The 14823-nt window shown below is 67.3% G+C and carries 15 protein-coding genes; 7 read left to right on the top strand and 8 right to left on the bottom strand.

The genetic code is table 11. The features are described from left to right. Positions 1–12: 12 nt before the first annotated feature. Entirely contained in the window at positions 13–1266 is a 1254-nt protein-coding gene (ispG, locus tag ACXAGF_RS18625; RefSeq protein WP_475018860.1) for a flavodoxin-dependent (E)-4-hydroxy-3-methylbut-2-enyl-diphosphate synthase, read from the bottom strand. A gap of 146 nt (positions 1267–1412) precedes the next feature. Further along, positions 1413–2000, bottom strand: a complete 588-nt coding sequence (locus tag ACXAGF_RS18620) for a TetR/AcrR family transcriptional regulator (RefSeq protein ID WP_475018859.1) — start codon at positions 1998–2000, stop codon at positions 1413–1415. Between the two features lie 129 nt (positions 2001–2129). On the opposite strand from ACXAGF_RS18620, the gene ACXAGF_RS18615 reads away from it, so the two are divergent. Genes ACXAGF_RS18615 through ACXAGF_RS18605 form a run of 3 tightly spaced genes read left to right on the top strand, consistent with a single transcriptional unit; the run spans position 2130 to position 5442 of the window. Further along, positions 2130–2588, top strand: a complete 459-nt coding sequence (locus tag ACXAGF_RS18615) for a (2Fe-2S)-binding protein (RefSeq protein ID WP_475018858.1) — start codon at positions 2130–2132, stop codon at positions 2586–2588. Positions 2589–2590: 2 nt separating this feature from the next. Beyond that, on the top strand, positions 2591–4867 hold the full coding sequence (locus ACXAGF_RS18610) for a xanthine dehydrogenase family protein molybdopterin-binding subunit (protein ID WP_475018857.1): 2277 nt from the start codon (positions 2591–2593) through the stop codon (positions 4865–4867). Then, the gene (locus tag ACXAGF_RS18605) at positions 4867–5442 is read left to right on the top strand and encodes a hypothetical protein (RefSeq protein ID WP_475018856.1); all 576 of its coding nucleotides are present in this window, start codon (positions 4867–4869) and stop codon (positions 5440–5442) included. The genes ACXAGF_RS18610 and ACXAGF_RS18605 overlap by 1 nt, the downstream gene beginning before the upstream one ends. A gap of 22 nt (positions 5443–5464) precedes the next feature. Here ACXAGF_RS18605 and ACXAGF_RS18600 read toward each other — a convergent pair whose 3' ends face one another. The 5 genes from ACXAGF_RS18600 to ACXAGF_RS18580 all read right to left on the bottom strand — a co-directional run bounded on the left by ACXAGF_RS18600 (position 5465) and on the right by ACXAGF_RS18580 (position 11893). Further along, entirely contained in the window at positions 5465–6658 is a 1194-nt protein-coding gene (locus tag ACXAGF_RS18600; protein ID WP_475018855.1) for an MFS transporter, read from the bottom strand. Then, entirely contained in the window at positions 6655–7479 is an 825-nt protein-coding gene (locus tag ACXAGF_RS18595; protein ID WP_475018854.1) for a DeoR/GlpR family DNA-binding transcription regulator, read from the bottom strand. The genes ACXAGF_RS18600 and ACXAGF_RS18595 overlap by 4 nt, the downstream gene beginning before the upstream one ends. A 153-nt stretch (positions 7480–7632) precedes the next feature. Continuing rightward, on the bottom strand, positions 7633–8376 hold the full coding sequence (locus tag ACXAGF_RS18590) for a Bax inhibitor-1/YccA family protein (RefSeq protein WP_475018853.1): 744 nt from the start codon (positions 8374–8376) through the stop codon (positions 7633–7635). Positions 8377–8624: 248 nt separating this feature from the next. Further along, on the bottom strand, positions 8625–11183 hold the full coding sequence (locus tag ACXAGF_RS18585; RefSeq protein ID WP_475018852.1) for an ABC transporter permease: 2559 nt from the start codon (positions 11181–11183) through the stop codon (positions 8625–8627). Further along, a complete protein-coding gene (locus ACXAGF_RS18580; RefSeq protein ID WP_475018851.1) occupies positions 11180–11893 on the bottom strand; it encodes an ABC transporter ATP-binding protein in 714 nt (237 codons plus the stop codon). The genes ACXAGF_RS18585 and ACXAGF_RS18580 overlap by 4 nt, the downstream gene beginning before the upstream one ends. Positions 11894–12035: 142 nt before the next feature. On the opposite strand from ACXAGF_RS18580, the gene ACXAGF_RS18575 reads away from it, so the two are divergent. Further along, complete coding sequence (locus tag ACXAGF_RS18575; protein ID WP_475019344.1) at positions 12036–12671, top strand: arylesterase; 636 nt, start codon at positions 12036–12038, stop codon at positions 12669–12671. Between the two features lie 87 nt (positions 12672–12758). Then, the gene (gene thpR, locus ACXAGF_RS18570; protein ID WP_475018850.1) at positions 12759–13340 is read left to right on the top strand and encodes an RNA 2',3'-cyclic phosphodiesterase; all 582 of its coding nucleotides are present in this window, start codon (positions 12759–12761) and stop codon (positions 13338–13340) included. On the opposite strand, the gene ACXAGF_RS18565 is transcribed toward thpR, so the two are convergent. Beyond that, complete coding sequence (locus ACXAGF_RS18565) at positions 13259–13765, bottom strand: low molecular weight protein-tyrosine-phosphatase (RefSeq protein WP_475019343.1); 507 nt, start codon at positions 13763–13765, stop codon at positions 13259–13261. The genes thpR and ACXAGF_RS18565 overlap by 82 nt on opposite strands. Before the next feature lie 72 nt (positions 13766–13837). On the opposite strand from ACXAGF_RS18565, the gene ACXAGF_RS18560 reads away from it, so the two are divergent. Beyond that, complete coding sequence (locus ACXAGF_RS18560) at positions 13838–14137, top strand: 4a-hydroxytetrahydrobiopterin dehydratase (protein ID WP_475018849.1); 300 nt, start codon at positions 13838–13840, stop codon at positions 14135–14137. A gap of 78 nt (positions 14138–14215) precedes the next feature. Then, positions 14216–14599, top strand: coding sequence for a YkvA family protein (locus tag ACXAGF_RS18555; RefSeq protein ID WP_475018848.1), 384 nt, complete (start codon positions 14216–14218; stop codon positions 14597–14599). Positions 14600–14823 lie beyond the last annotated feature (224 nt).

Genomic DNA, 14823 nt, shown 5'->3' with positions numbered 1-14823 from the left:
TCGCGGCCGTGGCTACTCCGCCGCCGCCTGGCCCTGGCCGAAGCGCTGCTCGATATAGTCGGCGACGAGCGCCTCGAACTCGCCGGCAATATTGCTGCCGCGCAGGGTCATCGCCTTCTTGCCGTCGATATAAACGGGGGCGGCGGGAAGTTCGCCGGTGCCGGGCAGCGAAATGCCAATGTCGGCGTGCTTGCTCTCACCCGGTCCGTTGACGATGCAGCCCATCACGGCGACCTTCAGCGCCTCCACGCCCGGATACTTCTCGCGCCAGGCCGGCATGTTCTTGCGGATGTCGTCCTGGATCTTCTGCGCCAGTTCCTGGAACACCGTCGAGGTGGTGCGGCCGCAGCCGGGGCAGGCGGCAACGACCGGCACGAACTGGCGGAAGCCCATGACCTGCAGCAGTTCCTGCGCCACCTGCACCTCGCGGGTGCGGTCGCCGCCGGGCTCTGGCGTCAGCGAGATGCGGATCGTGTCGCCGATCCCCTGCTGCATCAGGATGCCGAGCGAGGCGGACGAGGCGACAATGCCCTTGGTGCCCATGCCCGCCTCGGTGAGGCCGAGGTGCAGGGCGTGGTCGGAGCGTGCGGACAGCATCGCGTAGACGGCGATCAGATCCTGCACGTTGCTGACCTTGGCCGAGAGGATGATCTTGTTGCGCGGCAGGCCGATCTCCTCGGCCAGTTCCGCCGAAAGCAGCGCCGACTGGCAGATTGCCTCGCGCATGACCTGCTGGGCCGCGAGCGGAAAGCCCTTCTCCTGGTTCTCGTCCATCAACCGTGTCAGCAGCTCCTGGTCGAGCGAGCCCCAGTTGACGCCGATCCGCACCGGCTTGTCGTGGCGGATCGCCGTCTCGATGATGGCGCCGAACTGCCTGTCCTTCTTGGCCTTGAAGCCGACATTGCCCGGGTTGATGCGGTACTTCGCCAGTGCCTCGGCGCAGGCCGGATGGTCGGCGAGCAGCTTGTGGCCGATATAGTGAAAGTCGCCGACGAGCGGCACGTCCATCCCGAGCCGCAGCAGCCGCTCGCGGATCCTCGGCACGGCTGCGGCGCTCTCGTCGCGGTCGACGGTGATGCGGACGATCTCGGAGCCGGCGCGGAAGAGCGCGGCCACCTGCGCCACCGTGGCGTCGACGTCGGCCGTGTCGGTGTTGGTCATCGATTGCACCACCACGGGCGCGCCGCCGCCAACGATGACGCCGCCGACGTCGACGCCGACGGACTGGCGGCGCGGCTTGGGTTCGAAATCGAAGGAGAAGGACATGGTAGCCTCTTTGGCCCGATCTGCAGGCGGCGTCTTACCGGCAGATTGTGACAGTTCTACCGGGATGTTCCGCCCTTCAGGTGGAGCAGGACGCGCGGCTTGTCAACTGCCGTACCGACCGAGAAGCCGCCTGCGCTCCCCGGCGGCTATCGACCGACGGCGGCCGCGACCAGCCGGACGAGGTTCTCGACCGAACGCTCGGCTGCGTCGAGCGAAGTCATGCGCATCTTGATGCCTTCCATCGCCTCGATCACGAGTGCGGCGAGGCCGGCCGGATCGAGGCCGCTGCCGGAGAAATCGAGGCGGCCCGCTTCCTGCTCGGCGTTAAAGACCGCCCGGAACGCCGTTTCCGCGCCGTCCATCCAGTCGAGGAACAGATCGCCGGCGATCTCGTTGTTGACGCCCAGCAGTTCTTCGCCGTGCGGCGAGGCGCTGATCAGCCGGTGCGGGGCAAGGAAGGCGCCGTCGAGGGCTGACGCGAGCTTTTCCGGGAAGGCATCGTCGCGGGCGAAGGCTGCGTCGATGGCCTTCAGGGTCGAGCCCTTCATCAGCGCCACATAGGCGCGGAAGATGTCGGCCTTGTTGCGGAAATGCTGGTAGAGTGCGGGACGCGAAAGGCCGGCAGCGTTCGCGATGTCGCTCATGGTGGCGCGGCGAAAGCCGTAGCTGGCGAAGACCGTGTAGGCGGCTTGCAGGATGATGTCGCGGCGCGTGTCTTCGCTGTTCCTGTCCATGTTTTGACATTATGACATTTCTCGTTATTTTGTCAAAATGCGACATTGCCGGCCCGACTTGGCCTCCGGCGAGGCCGGGAAGCGGTGCCGAGACGGCTGCAGGATCGACGGGCACCCAGGGAGGCTGGCATGAAGCTCATCGTCAACGGCAGGGAGCACGAGCTCGCGGTCGAGCCGGAAATGCCGCTCCTGTGGGCGCTGCGCGACGAACTCGACATTCTCGGCCCGAAGTTCGGCTGCGGCATTGCCCAGTGCGGCGCCTGCACCGTCTTCGTCGACGGCGAGCCGGTGCGCTCCTGTTCTTTGGCAGTCGGCGAGGTTGCCGACGCGGTGACCACCATCGAAGGACTTGCGCCCGAGGGCGAACTGCATCCGGTGCAGCAGGCCTGGATCGACGAGCAGGTCGCTCAGTGCGGCTACTGTCAGGCCGGGCAGATCATGACCGCGGTCGCCCTGCTCCGGGCTATCCCCAACCCCACGGACGATGACATCGACAACGCCATGGCCGGCAACCTCTGCCGCTGCGGCACCTATCCGCGCATCCGGGCGGCGATCAAGCGCGCCGCCAGCGCGATCACGGGGGCTTGAGCATGGGCACCGCCGGAAAGATCGCACGCCGCACCTTGCTGATCGGCACCGGGCTCGTCGCCGGCGGCCTCGCCGTCGGCTACTACGCCTACCGCAAGCCCTATCCGAACCCGCTCGAGGCCGACCTCGCGGAGGGCGAGGCAACGTTCAATCCCTACGTCAAGATCGCGCCGGACAACTCGATCACGCTGATCGCGCCTCGCGCCGAGATGGGGCAGGGCGTGGCGACGACGCTCGCCGCCCTCATCGCCGAGGAACTCGATGTCCGGCTTGACCAGGTGATCGTCGAGCACGGGCCGGCGGCCCATGCCTACGCCAACACGACATTGCTGAAGGAGGGTGCGCCCTTCCCCCACTTCGACGAATCGATGCTGGCCGAGCTGACGCGGTCCGGCATGGGCGTGATCGGCAAGTTGCTCGGCCTTCAGGGAACCGGCGGGTCGACCTCCGTCGTCGACGGCTTCCATCCGATGCGTCAGGCGGGGGCGGCGGCCCGCGAGGTGCTGAAGCGCGCCGCCGCCACGCGGCTCGGTGTCGAGCCCGCCTCGCTTCGGACCTCGGACGGGATGATCACCGACCCGGTCTCCGGTCAGACCTTCAGCTACGGCGAACTGGCGCGCGAGGCCGCGGCCCTGTCGCCGCCCTCCGACATCAGGCTGCGCGACAAATCCGAGTGGCGGATCCTCGGCAAGCCGCAGCAGCGCATCGACATGCGCGCCAAGGCCACCGGCGCGCCGATCTTCGGCATCGACGTGCGGCTGCCGGACATGCTGTTCGCGACGCTGCGCATGAACCCCTACCGCGGCGGCGCACTCACCGCGCTCGACGCGAGCGCGGCCGACCAGATGCGCGGCGTCGTAAAGATCGTCAGGCTGCAGACCGGTATCGCCAACGGCTTTGCCGTGATCGCCGACAACAGCTGGCGGGCCTTCCAGGCCGCCGATGCCGTCAAGGCGGAATGGGGTGCGGGCAGCTACCCGCCGGACGACGCCGGCATCCGTGAAGCGCTGGAACGGGCCCTGGACGGCGGCGATGCCAGCCGCGACCGGGATGACGGCGACGTCGAGACCGCCTTTGCCGACGCGCCGCGCGAGCGCATCCTCGCAGTGGACTACGCCGTGCCCTACCTTGCGCATGCGACGATGGAGCCGATGAATGCCACGGCACAGCTGAAGGACGGCCGGCTCGACATCTGGGCGCCGAACCAGATGCCGACGCTGGTTCGCCAGCTGGCCGCCGCCGCGGTGGGGATCGAGAGCGAGCGCTGCTTCATCCACACCACCTATCTCGGCGGCGGCTTCGGCCGGCGCGGCGACATCGACTATGCGATCTATGCGGCCCTCGTGGCCAAGGAGGCCGGCGGCCGGCCGGTGCAGCTTCTATGGACACGCGAGGAAGACCTGCGGCAGGACATGTATCGTCCCGCCGCGCGCGGGCGCTTCCGCGCCCGGCTCGGCGACGACGGCCTTCCGGTGGCCGTCGACATGCGTGTTGCCGCCCCGTCGATCATGGCGAGCATCCTGCCGCGCTACTTCCCCAGCCTGTCGCCGATCGGGCCGGACAAGACGATCACCGAGGGCGCAGCGAACCAGCCCTATGCGATCGCGAACTACCGCGTCGGCGGCATCAAGGCGCCGGTCTCGGTGCCGGTCGGCTTCTGGCGCTCGGTCGGCAATTCCTTCAACGGCTTCTTCCACGAGAGCTTCATGGACGAGATCGCCGTCGCCGGCGGGCTCGATCCGCTGGAGTTGCGACGCAGGCTGATGGTCGCGCACCCGACCGCGGTCAATGTCGTCGACAAGGTAGGGGCGATGTCGCGCTGGGGTGAGACGCTGCCGCCAGGCAGGGCGAAAGGCTTCGCCTTCACGCTGTCGTTCGGCACCTGGGTGGCGCAGGTGATCCAGATCGCCGACGTCGGCGGCCGGATCCGTATCGAGAAGGTCTGGTGTGCGGCCGACCCCGGGCAGGTCATCGACCCGGCGATCTTCGCGGCGCAGATGATGTCGGGCATCGTCTACGGCCTGTCCTCGGCGATCGGCGAGGAGATCACCTTTGCCGACGGCGCGGTGCAGCAGGCGAACTTCCACGACTATGGGCCGATGCGCATGCACCAGTGTCCGCAGATCGAGGTCAGCCTGCTCGAGACCGCAAGCCGCATGGGCGGCGCCGGCGAGCCCGGCACGCCGCCGGCAATTCCGGCGCTGGCCAACGCGGTCCATGCGCTGACGGGCAAGCGCATCCGCGCCCTTCCGCTGTCGAAGGAAGTGGAGTTCGCCTGATGGCATTGCGGACGGTTGGAAAGGGTCTTGCCGGGCTTGCAGCAGCGACGCTCGTGGCTTTCGCCCTGCCCGTGCGGGGGCAGGATCCCGGCCTTGCCGCCTGGGAGCGTATCTACCTCGTGTTCTCCCATCCGCGCTGCGCCAACTGCCATGTCGAGGACGAGCGACCGCGCTGGTCCGGGCCGCACTACGGCGCGGCGCGGGTGCACGGCATGAACGTCCAGCGCGGCAGCGACGGATTCGGCCAGCCCGGCCTGCGCTGCGCGACCTGCCACCAGGCCCACAACGCGCCGCAGCCGCATGGCCCGCCCGGGGCGCCTGCCTGGCACCTCGCGCCGGCCGGGATGGCGTGGTGGCGGAGGTCGTCGAAGGCCGTCTGCGAGCAGGTGAAGGATCCGGCGCGCAACGGCGGCCGCACGCTCGACGAGGTCGCCCGGCATGTGCGCGACGACGGCCTCGTCGCCTGGGGCTGGGCGCCCGGGGCAGGGCGCGAGCCGGCACCGGGATCGGCGGAGCAGACCTACGACCTGCTGCGGCAGTGGAGTGCCGCCGGCGCGCCCTGCCCGGAGGCGTAGCCCGCCTCGCGGCAAGCCGATCTCAGTGCCGGCTTCCCACGTCCGCGTGCACCGCGTGCTTCGACAGCAGCAGCACGACCAGAAGCAGGATCGGCAGGACCGAGAACACCCAGGCAAAGCCGGTGTGCTCGGCGATGAAGCCGATCGAGGAGGGGGCGAACAAGGCGCCGGAATAGCCCATGACCGTCGTCACCGACAGCGCCACGCCGGGCGCGAAGCCCGGCAGGTTGCCGGCCGCGGAGAAGGCGATCGGCACCATGTTGGAAATGCCGACACCGCAGATGGCGAAACCGACCATGGCAACAAGCGCATTCGGGGCGAACCCGGCGAGCACCATGCCGACAATCGCAAGAAGGGTGGAGACGCGCAGCGTCCTCACCGCGCCGAAGCGGTCGCGGACATGGTCGCCGGCAAAACGCATCACCGCCATGGTCGCCGAGAAGGCGCCGAAGGCGAACCCGGACAACGCCAGCGATGCGCCCAGTTCGTCGCGCATGTAGAGCGCGCTCCAGTCGAGGATCGCCCCTTCCGGGATCATCGTGAACAGCGCCATGATGCCGATCAGCCACGGCAACGGCGATAGCGGCAGGCGCACCTTGTGGCGCACCTCGGCCGGGTGCTTCCTGTCGGGCAGCACCAGGGTCCAGAGGGCGGCAAGGCCGGCCAGCGCAAGGCCCGTCAGAAGCGCGGCATGGCCGACGACGCCGATCGTCGCGATCAGGTAGCCACCGGTGGTGGCTCCAAGGAAGGCGCCGAGGCTCCAGAAGGCGTGGCAGGAGGACATGATCGCCCTGCGCATGGATTTCTCCACCTCCACCGCGTTGGCGTTCATGGCGATGTCCATTGCCCCGGTCAGTCCGCCGAACAGGAAAATGGCGACCGCGCCGGACCAGACATTCGGGGCGAGCGACAGCAGAAGCATGGTCGGAATGAAGGCAAGCGTTGCCGACTTGGCCGTGCGCGCCGTTCCGAAATGGGCGACGAGGACGCCGGCAATGGGCATCAGCACGAGCGAGCCGATGCCGAAACAGACGATCATCAGGCCGAGCTGCGATTCGCTCAACGCCAGGCGGCTGGCAAACTCCGGGATCTTCGGCGCCCAGGCGCCCATGAAGGTGCCGTTCAGCAGGAACAGGCCGGACACGGCCAGCCGAGCGGGAGGGAACAAGGGCGATCGGATGGGGGCGGCGGTCGCTGCGCCGTCTTGCGTGCTCATCGGGGGTCCTGTCCGGTTGCATGTTTGGGCCGCCCGGCCGGGGGTGAGGACTGCCCGGCGCGCGTGACGCGGACACCGCTGGCGGCGCATTCGGCGACGTCCTGCTCGTCTGCGTCCGCCTCGAAGACGGCATGGTCCAGCCGGGCGAGCGGCATGATGGCGTAAGGGGCCGCCAGCGACAGCTTGTCGTTCGTGACGGCGGCCAGAACGGTGCGGCTGCGTTCGGCCAGCAGGCGCTTGAACTCCGCCTCTTCGAAATTGAAGGCGGTGACGCCGGCATCCGGATGAAGTCCGCAGACGCCGAGGATGCACAGGTCGGGCCGCAGTGCCTCGGCGTCGCGCAGCGCCTTCGCGCCGATGGCGGCGCCGGTCTTCTTGTCGACCTGGCCGCCAATGAGGATGATCTCGATCCCGGGGCGATCGATCAGCGCCGCCGCAATCGCTGGCGCATTGGTGGCAACGGTGAGATCCTTGCCGCCCGGCAGAGCACGGGCAATCGCAAGGTTGGTGCTGCCGGCGTCGAGAAAGACGACGGCACCGGATTCGATCAGGGGAACGATCGCGCGCGCCAGCGCCTCCTTGCGGTCGATATCGACGCCGACGCGGTCGCTGAACGAGGGGATGGGGGTGGCGCTCAGCGCGCCGCCATAGACGCGCCGGCACAGCCCGGCGGCCGCCATCTCACGCAGGTCGCGGCGGATCGTGTCCTCGGACACGCCGAGTTCTTCGGCCAGTTCCGCGGCGATGACGCGCCCGTGGCGGTCGATACGGTCCTGAATGAGGCTCTGGCGCTCGCCGAGGAGCAGTTCGCTGGTCGACATTACGAATTCCAAAATGTGCAATAACGTGCGTAAATACGCACAACCAGGCATGAAATGCAAGAGCCACGTTGTGCCGGCGGGACGGATCGGTGCGCGCAAACAAAAACCCCGCCGTTTGCGGCGGGGTTCTTTTGGCGTTACAGCCGGCCCATGCTACTCGTTGCGGTTCCCGAGGAAGCGCAGCAGGAACAGGAACAGGTTGATGAAGTCGAGATAGAGGGTCAGCGCACCCATGATCGCCTTGCGGCCGGCCACGGCGGCCTCGTCGGCCTCGAAGTACATCTCCTTGATCTTCTGCGTGTCCCATGCAGTCAGTCCCGCAAAGACCAGAACGCCGATCGCGGAAATCGCGAAGTCGAGCGCGGAAGACTGCAGGAACAGATTCACGAGCATGGCGATGATCAGGCCGAACAGACCCATGACCATGAACGAGCCCATGGCGGAAAGATCACGCTTGGTCGTGTAGCCGTAGAGCGACAGGGCGCCGAAGGCCGCAGCCGACACGAAAAAGGTCTGCGTGATGCTCGCGCCGGTGTAGATCAGGAAGATCGACGACAGCGACAGGCCCATCAGTCCGGCATAGATCCAGAAGGTCGTCTGCGCCGCGGCGACGCTCATCGTATGGATGCGGAAGCTCAGGAAGAACACCAGCGCCAACGGAGCGAGGATCACCACCCACTTCAGGGGGCTGACGTAGATCGCCTGACCGAAGGCGGTCAACTGCCCGCCCGAGAAGGCCGCCTGCGAGGCGAAGAACGCGACAAGACCGGTAATCGCCAGACCCATCGCCATCAGGTTGTAAACCTTCAGCATATAGGCGCGAAGGCCCTCGTCGACGACGGCGCCGGCCTGTGCGCCGGTCGTCGCCCGGGTCTGATAGTTGCGGAAATCAGCCATTTTATCCTCTCAAAGCCCCGTATGTTTCTACGGTGTCGGGTATTCGGACCGAGGTGTCTTTCGGACCCTCCCGGATTGTTTCCAAACCGGTTTTGGCCCGACAACCCAGGCGCCGCTGCGGGGCTCCAGCATGCCTGACGCAAATATGATGACGAAGCGGCCCGAGCACAAGTGCCGCAGCCGATTCACCGATCAACTTCGCGCGAGACTTTGCCCGCCAGGCGTGCAGGCCGGACCGATTCCGCGGGTCACAGCTCGCGGAGGACGGGTGCCGCCTTCTGCCCCAGCACGCGCCAGGTCCCGGCAAGCCCGATGCCGACGGTCATGACCAGCGCGACCACCACGGTCATGACGGCGACATCCGGCAGGAAGCTCGACGGCAGCGTCATGATGCGGCTGACCACGAACCAGGCCGCGACCCCGCCCGACAACAGCGCAAACACCGCCGTCGCCAGGCCGAGCATCATGTATTCGTAGCTGAAGGCGCGGATCAGCGTGCGGCGGGTGGCGCCCAGCGTCTTCAGGACCACGGCGTCGTGCGTGCGGGCACGATTGCCGGCGGCGAGCGCGCCGGCGAGCACCAGGACGGAGGCGATCAGGGCGACCGCGGCAGCGGCGCGCACGGCCGTCGCCAGTTGGCCGAGCAGTTCGTTGACAATGTCGAGCGCGTCCTTGACGCGCACGCTGGTGATGGTCGGATAGGCGTTGGTGATGGCCCTCAGTGTCTGGGCTTCCTGCGCCGTGGTCGCGTCGGGGTCGATCATCGTCGCGAGCCAGGCATGCGGCGCGCCGGCAAACGTGTTGGGCGAGAACACCATGACGAAGTTGATCGACAGGGATTCCCATTCGACGTTGCGCAGGTTGGCGATCCGGGCGGTGATGTTGCGCCCGAGCACGTTGACGGTCACGGTGTCGCCGATCTTCAGTCCGAGCTCGCTTGCCTCCTCCGCCGAGAAGGAGACGAGCGGCTCGCCGGCATAGTCGGCCGGCCACCACTCGCCCCCGGCCAGCGTCGAGTTTTCCGGCGCGTTCCTGGCATAGGTGATCCCGCGGTCGCCCTGCAGCACCCACCGGCCCGAAGGCGGGACGTTGCGGCGCGAAACATCCTCGCCGTTGAAGGCGATGATGCGGCCGCGCAGCATCGGCACCTCGACGATCTTTGCGGCCGGCATGTTCTCCTTCAGAACGGCGCGAAAGCCGTCCAGGTCGGCGCGCTGGATGTCGACGAAGAAGAAGTTGGGCGCACGTCCCGGCATGCTGCCGGTCAGTTCGCGGCGGAGATTGCCGTCGATCAGCGCCAGCGTGACGAGCAGCGCCAGGCCGAGCCCGAGCGAAAGCACGACCGACGGCGTGAGCGCGCCGGGGCGGTGGATGTTGCCGATCGCAAGGCGCAGCGCCGGTGAGTGCACGCGCGGCGCCCGCCGCGCCAGCGCGGTGACGGCATAGGCCACAAGCCGAAGCACGATGAAGGCCGAGGCGATCGAGCCGAGGAAAACGAAGGCGATGTAGCGGTCGTAGGCGGTCCAGATCGCAAGCCCGGCAAGGGCGGCGAGGAAGAGCCCCGCGCCGGCGATGTAGGGCCAGGCTGGCAGGCGGCTGCGCTCGAAGCCCTGTTCGCGGAAAAGGGCCGTCGCCGGTACCTCGCGGGCATGGCCGAGCGGGATCACGGCGAAGGCCAGCGCGGTGATCAGCCCGAAGCCGGCCGCCAGCGCCAGCGCGCCGGGATATAGCGCGATCGCGGAGGGAACCGGCAGTACGCCTTCGAGATAGCGCACGGCGATGACGGGTATCAGCGCCCCGAGCAGGAGGCCGGCGAGGATTCCGATCGCGGCGATCAGCGCGATCTGGGACAGGTAGATCGCCGAAACCAGCCGCGCCGGGGCGCCGAGGCACTTGAAGGTGGCGATCACCCCGCGCTTGGAATCGAGGTAGGCGCGCACCGCGTTGGCCACGCCGACACCGCCGACGATCAGCGCCGTGAGTCCGACCAGCGTCAGGAACTGCGAGAAACGGGTGATGTTGGCGGTCAGTGCCGGCGTGGCGTTGCTGCTCGTGCGCACGGACCAGCCGGCCGACGGGAAGGTCTTCTCCGATTGCCGGCGGATGCTGGCAAGCGCCTGTTCGGTCGGATCGGCAAGGCGGATCTTGTATTCGTGCTCGACCAGGCTGCCGGTCCGCACCAGGCCGGTCGCCGCCAGCGCCGCGTCGGACAGCATCAGCCTCGGGGCAAGGCCGAATCCGTCCGACAGCGCATCCGGCTCGCGGTCGAGCGTTGCCGCGATCCGGATCCTGGCATTGCCGAGCAGGAGCTCGTCTCCGAGCTCGAGGTCGAGCCGCTCGAGCAGGAGCGGCGCCGCGATCGCGCCGAAGGCCTCGCCCTGCCTTGCAAACAGCGCGGCAAGCGGGCGCGGCGGCGTCGTCTCCACCGCACCGTAGAGCGGATAGGCGCCGTCGACGGCCTTCAGTTCCACGAGTGCCTGGTTGGAGCCATCGGGCAGGCGCGCCATCGAGCGCAGCCCGGAGGAGACGGCCACCTGCCCCAGCCGGTCGAAGAAGGCGCGCTCGTCGTCGTTGGCGATGCGGTTTCTCAGCCGGAAGCGCAGGTCTCCGGCCAGCAGCGACTGGCCCTGCGTAGCGATGGAGGAGCTGATGGCGCTCGAAACCGAATTGACGCCGGCGATCGCCGCCGTGCCCAGCGCGATACAGGCGAGGAAGATGTAGAAACCGCGCAGGCCTCCGCGCATCTCGCGCAAGGCCAGCCGGAAGGCCAGCGGAAGCCAGCTTGCGGCGCCGGCTGCGCCGGTCATGCCGTCACCCGCTTGCCGGCGGCTGCCGCCGGCTCGCCTTCGCCGACGATCTCGCCGGAGCGCATGCGCACCTGGCGCCGGCAACGGCTGGCGAGCGCCAGGTCGTGGGTGACGAGCAGCAGCGTCATGCCGCGGCGGTCGTGTTCGGCAAACAGAAGGTCGGAGATCTGCCGGCCGGTTTCGGCGTCGAGGTTGCCGGTCGGCTCGTCGGCAATCAGCAGGCGTGGCTGGGGCGCCAGCGCTCGGGCAATGGCGACGCGCTGCTGCTCGCCGCCGGAGAGCTGGCCAGGGTAATGCGACAGGCGCGCGCCAAGGCCGACGGCCTCCAGCTCGCGCCGGGCGATGGCGAAGGCGTCCGCGACATTCGCCAGCTCCAGCGGCACGGCCACATTCTCGAGCGCCGTCATGTTGGGAATGAGGTGGAAGGACTGGAAGACGATGCCGATGTTGCGGCCGCGGAAATCGGCGAGTTGGTCCTCGTTCATCGTGTGCAGGGCCGCGCCGCCGATATGCAGTTCGCCCCGGTCGAGCCGCTCCAGCCCGGCCAGCACCATCAGCAGCGTCGACTTGCCGGAACCGGAGGGGCCGACGATGCCGATCGATTCGCCCGCCCCGATCGAGAGGTCGATCTGCTTCAGCACATGCACCGCCGCCGCGTCCTGCCCGAGCGTCAGGTCGGCCTTTTTGAGATCGATGATGGTTTCGCTCACGAAATTCCGTCCTATATCTTCTCTATTGCAGTCTTGCAGGAAGCGGGCCGACCGTAGCGCAGGCCAATGCCTTGAAAACGAATACGTCCCGCCGATGGACCCGCGCGCCGTCGGGATCGTGCAGCAACTTAGGATCGCCGTCATGCCGTTTAAAGCCGCTCACGGAATTTTCATCGCTTTGGCGCTGTTGGTCGCACGGCCGGCCGTTGCGGATCCGATCCAGCTGGTCGGCTTCGGCGACAGCCTGATGGCGGGCTACGAGCTGCCGCCCGAAGAGGCCTTCCCGGCGCAACTGGAGAAGGCGCTGCGGACCAAGGGGCTGGATGTCGCGATCGTCAATGCCGGCGTGTCGGGCGACACGACGTCGGCTGGGCTGGCGCGGATGGACTGGTCGGTGCCGGAGGGGACACAGGGCGTGATCCTCGAACTCGGCGCCAACGACGCGCTCCGCGGGATCGCGCCGGAAGAAACGGAGCGGAACCTCGACCGGATGGTCGCGGGGCTCAAGGACCGCGGCATCGCGGTGCTGCTCGCCGGCATGCTGGCACCGCCGAACATGGGCGAGGACTACGGCACCCGATTCAACGGCATCTATGAGCGGATCGCGACCAAGCACGGCGTGCCTCTTTATCCGTTCTTCCTCGACGGGGTGGTAGCCAACGCCAACCTCCAGCTGAACGACGGTATGCACCCCAACGGCAGGGGTGTCGCGGTCATGGTCGAGCGGATACTGCCGACGGCGGAGGCTTTCGTCAAAAGGCTGGGGGTAAGCGACTGAGCCTTTTCGCGTCTGCGAAATTAAGGTTGCACGGGAAGGCAAGGCGTGATTCGCTGCTGTAACGATCACAGATTCGGGGAGCTCGCCATGCCGAGACTATTTGTTGCCCTCGAAGTGCCGCGTAATGCCGCAATGAGCCTGTCACTGCTCCGTGGCGGTCTCCCGGGAGCGCGTTGGATCGACGTCGAGAACTTCCACATCACCCTGCGCTTCATCGGCGACGTCGACGGCCGCACCGCCGACGAGGTGGTGGACAAGCTCGATCGGATCGAACGGCCGGAGTTTCAGCTCTCGCTCTCCGGCGTCGGCTCGTTCGGCTCGAAGAAGCCGCACTCGATCTACGCCGCCGTTTCGCCCGCGCCTGAAATGTACGCGCTGCAGGCCGAGATCGAGCGGATCTGCCAGCGTCTCGGGCTGCCGGCGGATCCGCGCAAGTTTACCCCGCATGTGACGCTCGCCCGACTGCGCAATGCGCGCCTGGACGACGTGGTCGCCTATCTCTCGGGCCGCGGCAATTTCGTCTCCACACCCTTCATGGTCAATCGCTTCGTGCTGATGTCCTCGAAGGAATCGGTCGGCGGCGGGCCCTACGTTACCGAAGAGGTGTTCCCCTTGTTCGAGGCCGGCCCTTCGATCGGGGCGTCGAGGATCGACGTGCACCCGCGGTAGAGCAGATCGAAGACCGCTTCGAAGTCGTCTCCGTCCCCGAAATAGGGGTCGGGAACATCGGCGGCGGCGCCGAACGCCCGGGTCGCGAACAGTTCGATGCGGGCGCGGCAGCCATGCGGTGCGGCACCCTCCAGGCTCCGCAGGTTGCTGCGATCCAGTGCCAGAATCAGGTCGAAGCGGTCAAAGTCGGCGGCCGAGACCTGGCGCGCCCGCAAATGCGCAATGTCGATGCCGCGCCCGGCGGCGGTCGCGATCGCGCGGGCGTCCGGCGGATCGCCGACATGCCAATTGCCGGTTCCGGCGGAATCGATGAAAATTTCCGCCTTGCACCCATCCCTTGAGGCGAGGTCGCGCAGAATTCCCTCCGCCAGCGGTGAGCGACAGATGTTGCCGAGGCAGACGAACAGGACCGACAGCGCAGCCATGCGGTTCTCCTTGACGATCAAGGATGGCAAACTATCTGCTAAGGCATTGGCCCGCAACGGAGGATACGGTCGATGAAGCACGAGAGACTCGGCAAGGAGGTGATCACCTCCAGCCTTGCCATGCTCGAGGGCTGGAATCTCGAGGAAGACGGCCTGGCGATCGCGAAGTCGTTCAAGTTCAAGACGTTTGCCGGCGCCTTCGGCTTCATGACGGACGTGGCGCAGGCGGCGGAGCGGCTCAATCATCACCCGGAGTGGTTCAACGTCTACAATCGCGTCGATGTCCGCCTGACCACCCATTCGGCCGGCGGCGTGACGGCGCTCGACTTGCGGTTGGCCGAAGCGATGGAGAAGGCGGCGCGCGAGCACTGATCTGTCTTGCTCCCGGGCTTGCGGCTTCCCATATTCGACCTTGGGCCGATGGGTCCGAAGGGCGAGGAGTGTGGTGGAATGGATGAAGTGAAGATCGGCGAAATCCTGCTGCCAGGTGACGAGGATGAGCAGGAGGGCCAGAGCGAGCGCGTCCGCAGCCGGTTCTGGCCGGTGCTGAGGCGAGCCCTCCGGCAGATCCCGTTCAGCCGCGAACTCGTCGCCGCCTATTTCTGCGCCTTCGATCCGAGTACCCCGGCGCGTGTGCGCGGAATCCTGCTCGCCGCGCTGGCCTATTTCGTGCTGCCGCTCGACGGCATACCCGACATTCTCGCGGTGATCGGCTTTTCCGACGACGTCGCGGTCCTGACGGTCGCCTTTGCCGCCATCCGCGGCCATATCCGCGAGGATCACTACCGCCAGGCCGACCGGGCCATGGCGGACGGCGCGCCGGAGGCTGGTTGACATAATTTCCGGCGTGCGGTGGAGGGGTCCCTCCGTGCGAACCGCAGGGCAATGGTCGCTTCGGGTCTCGCCGCGAGCGTCAAATTCTTGCCCAAATCATTGCCGACTAAGGCACGCTGACGGGATGGGCTTCTTCTTGGTCCGCCAGCGGCCATGCCATGAGTTTCGGCGCGCAATTTGCATTGCGGTGTAATTCATAGTAACCGCCGCATTTCGATGAAATG

The organism is Mycoplana sp. ABR4_002 (assembly GCF_056159645.1).
This window is presented reverse-complemented; position numbering and strand designations above follow the sequence as displayed.

What these genes read in the sequence shown, in the direction of transcription:
- ispG (WP_475018860.1), bottom strand. Translation starts at nt 1,266, where the DNA reads ATGTCCTTCTCCTTCGATTTCGAACCCAAGCCGCGCCGCCAGTCCGTC.
- ACXAGF_RS18620 (WP_475018859.1), bottom strand. Translation starts at nt 2,000, where the DNA reads ATGGACAGGAACAGCGAAGACACGCGCCGCGACATCATCCTGCAAGCC.
- ACXAGF_RS18615 (WP_475018858.1), top strand. Translation starts at nt 2,130, where the DNA reads ATGAAGCTCATCGTCAACGGCAGGGAGCACGAGCTCGCGGTCGAGCCG.
- ACXAGF_RS18610 (WP_475018857.1), top strand. Translation starts at nt 2,591, where the DNA reads ATGGGCACCGCCGGAAAGATCGCACGCCGCACCTTGCTGATCGGCACC.
- ACXAGF_RS18605 (WP_475018856.1), top strand. Translation starts at nt 4,867, where the DNA reads ATGGCATTGCGGACGGTTGGAAAGGGTCTTGCCGGGCTTGCAGCAGCG.
- ACXAGF_RS18600 (WP_475018855.1), bottom strand. Translation starts at nt 6,658, where the DNA reads ATGAGCACGCAAGACGGCGCAGCGACCGCCGCCCCCATCCGATCGCCC.
- ACXAGF_RS18595 (WP_475018854.1), bottom strand. Translation starts at nt 7,479, where the DNA reads ATGTCGACCAGCGAACTGCTCCTCGGCGAGCGCCAGAGCCTCATTCAG.
- ACXAGF_RS18590 (WP_475018853.1), bottom strand. Translation starts at nt 8,376, where the DNA reads ATGGCTGATTTCCGCAACTATCAGACCCGGGCGACGACCGGCGCACAG.
- ACXAGF_RS18585 (WP_475018852.1), bottom strand. Translation starts at nt 11,183, where the DNA reads ATGACCGGCGCAGCCGGCGCCGCAAGCTGGCTTCCGCTGGCCTTCCGG.
- ACXAGF_RS18575 (WP_475019344.1), top strand. Translation starts at nt 12,036, where the DNA reads ATGCCGTTTAAAGCCGCTCACGGAATTTTCATCGCTTTGGCGCTGTTG.
- thpR (WP_475018850.1), top strand. Translation starts at nt 12,759, where the DNA reads ATGCCGAGACTATTTGTTGCCCTCGAAGTGCCGCGTAATGCCGCAATG.
- ACXAGF_RS18565 (WP_475019343.1), bottom strand. Translation starts at nt 13,765, where the DNA reads ATGGCTGCGCTGTCGGTCCTGTTCGTCTGCCTCGGCAACATCTGTCGC.
- ACXAGF_RS18560 (WP_475018849.1), top strand. Translation starts at nt 13,838, where the DNA reads ATGAAGCACGAGAGACTCGGCAAGGAGGTGATCACCTCCAGCCTTGCC.
- ACXAGF_RS18555 (WP_475018848.1), top strand. Translation starts at nt 14,216, where the DNA reads ATGGATGAAGTGAAGATCGGCGAAATCCTGCTGCCAGGTGACGAGGAT.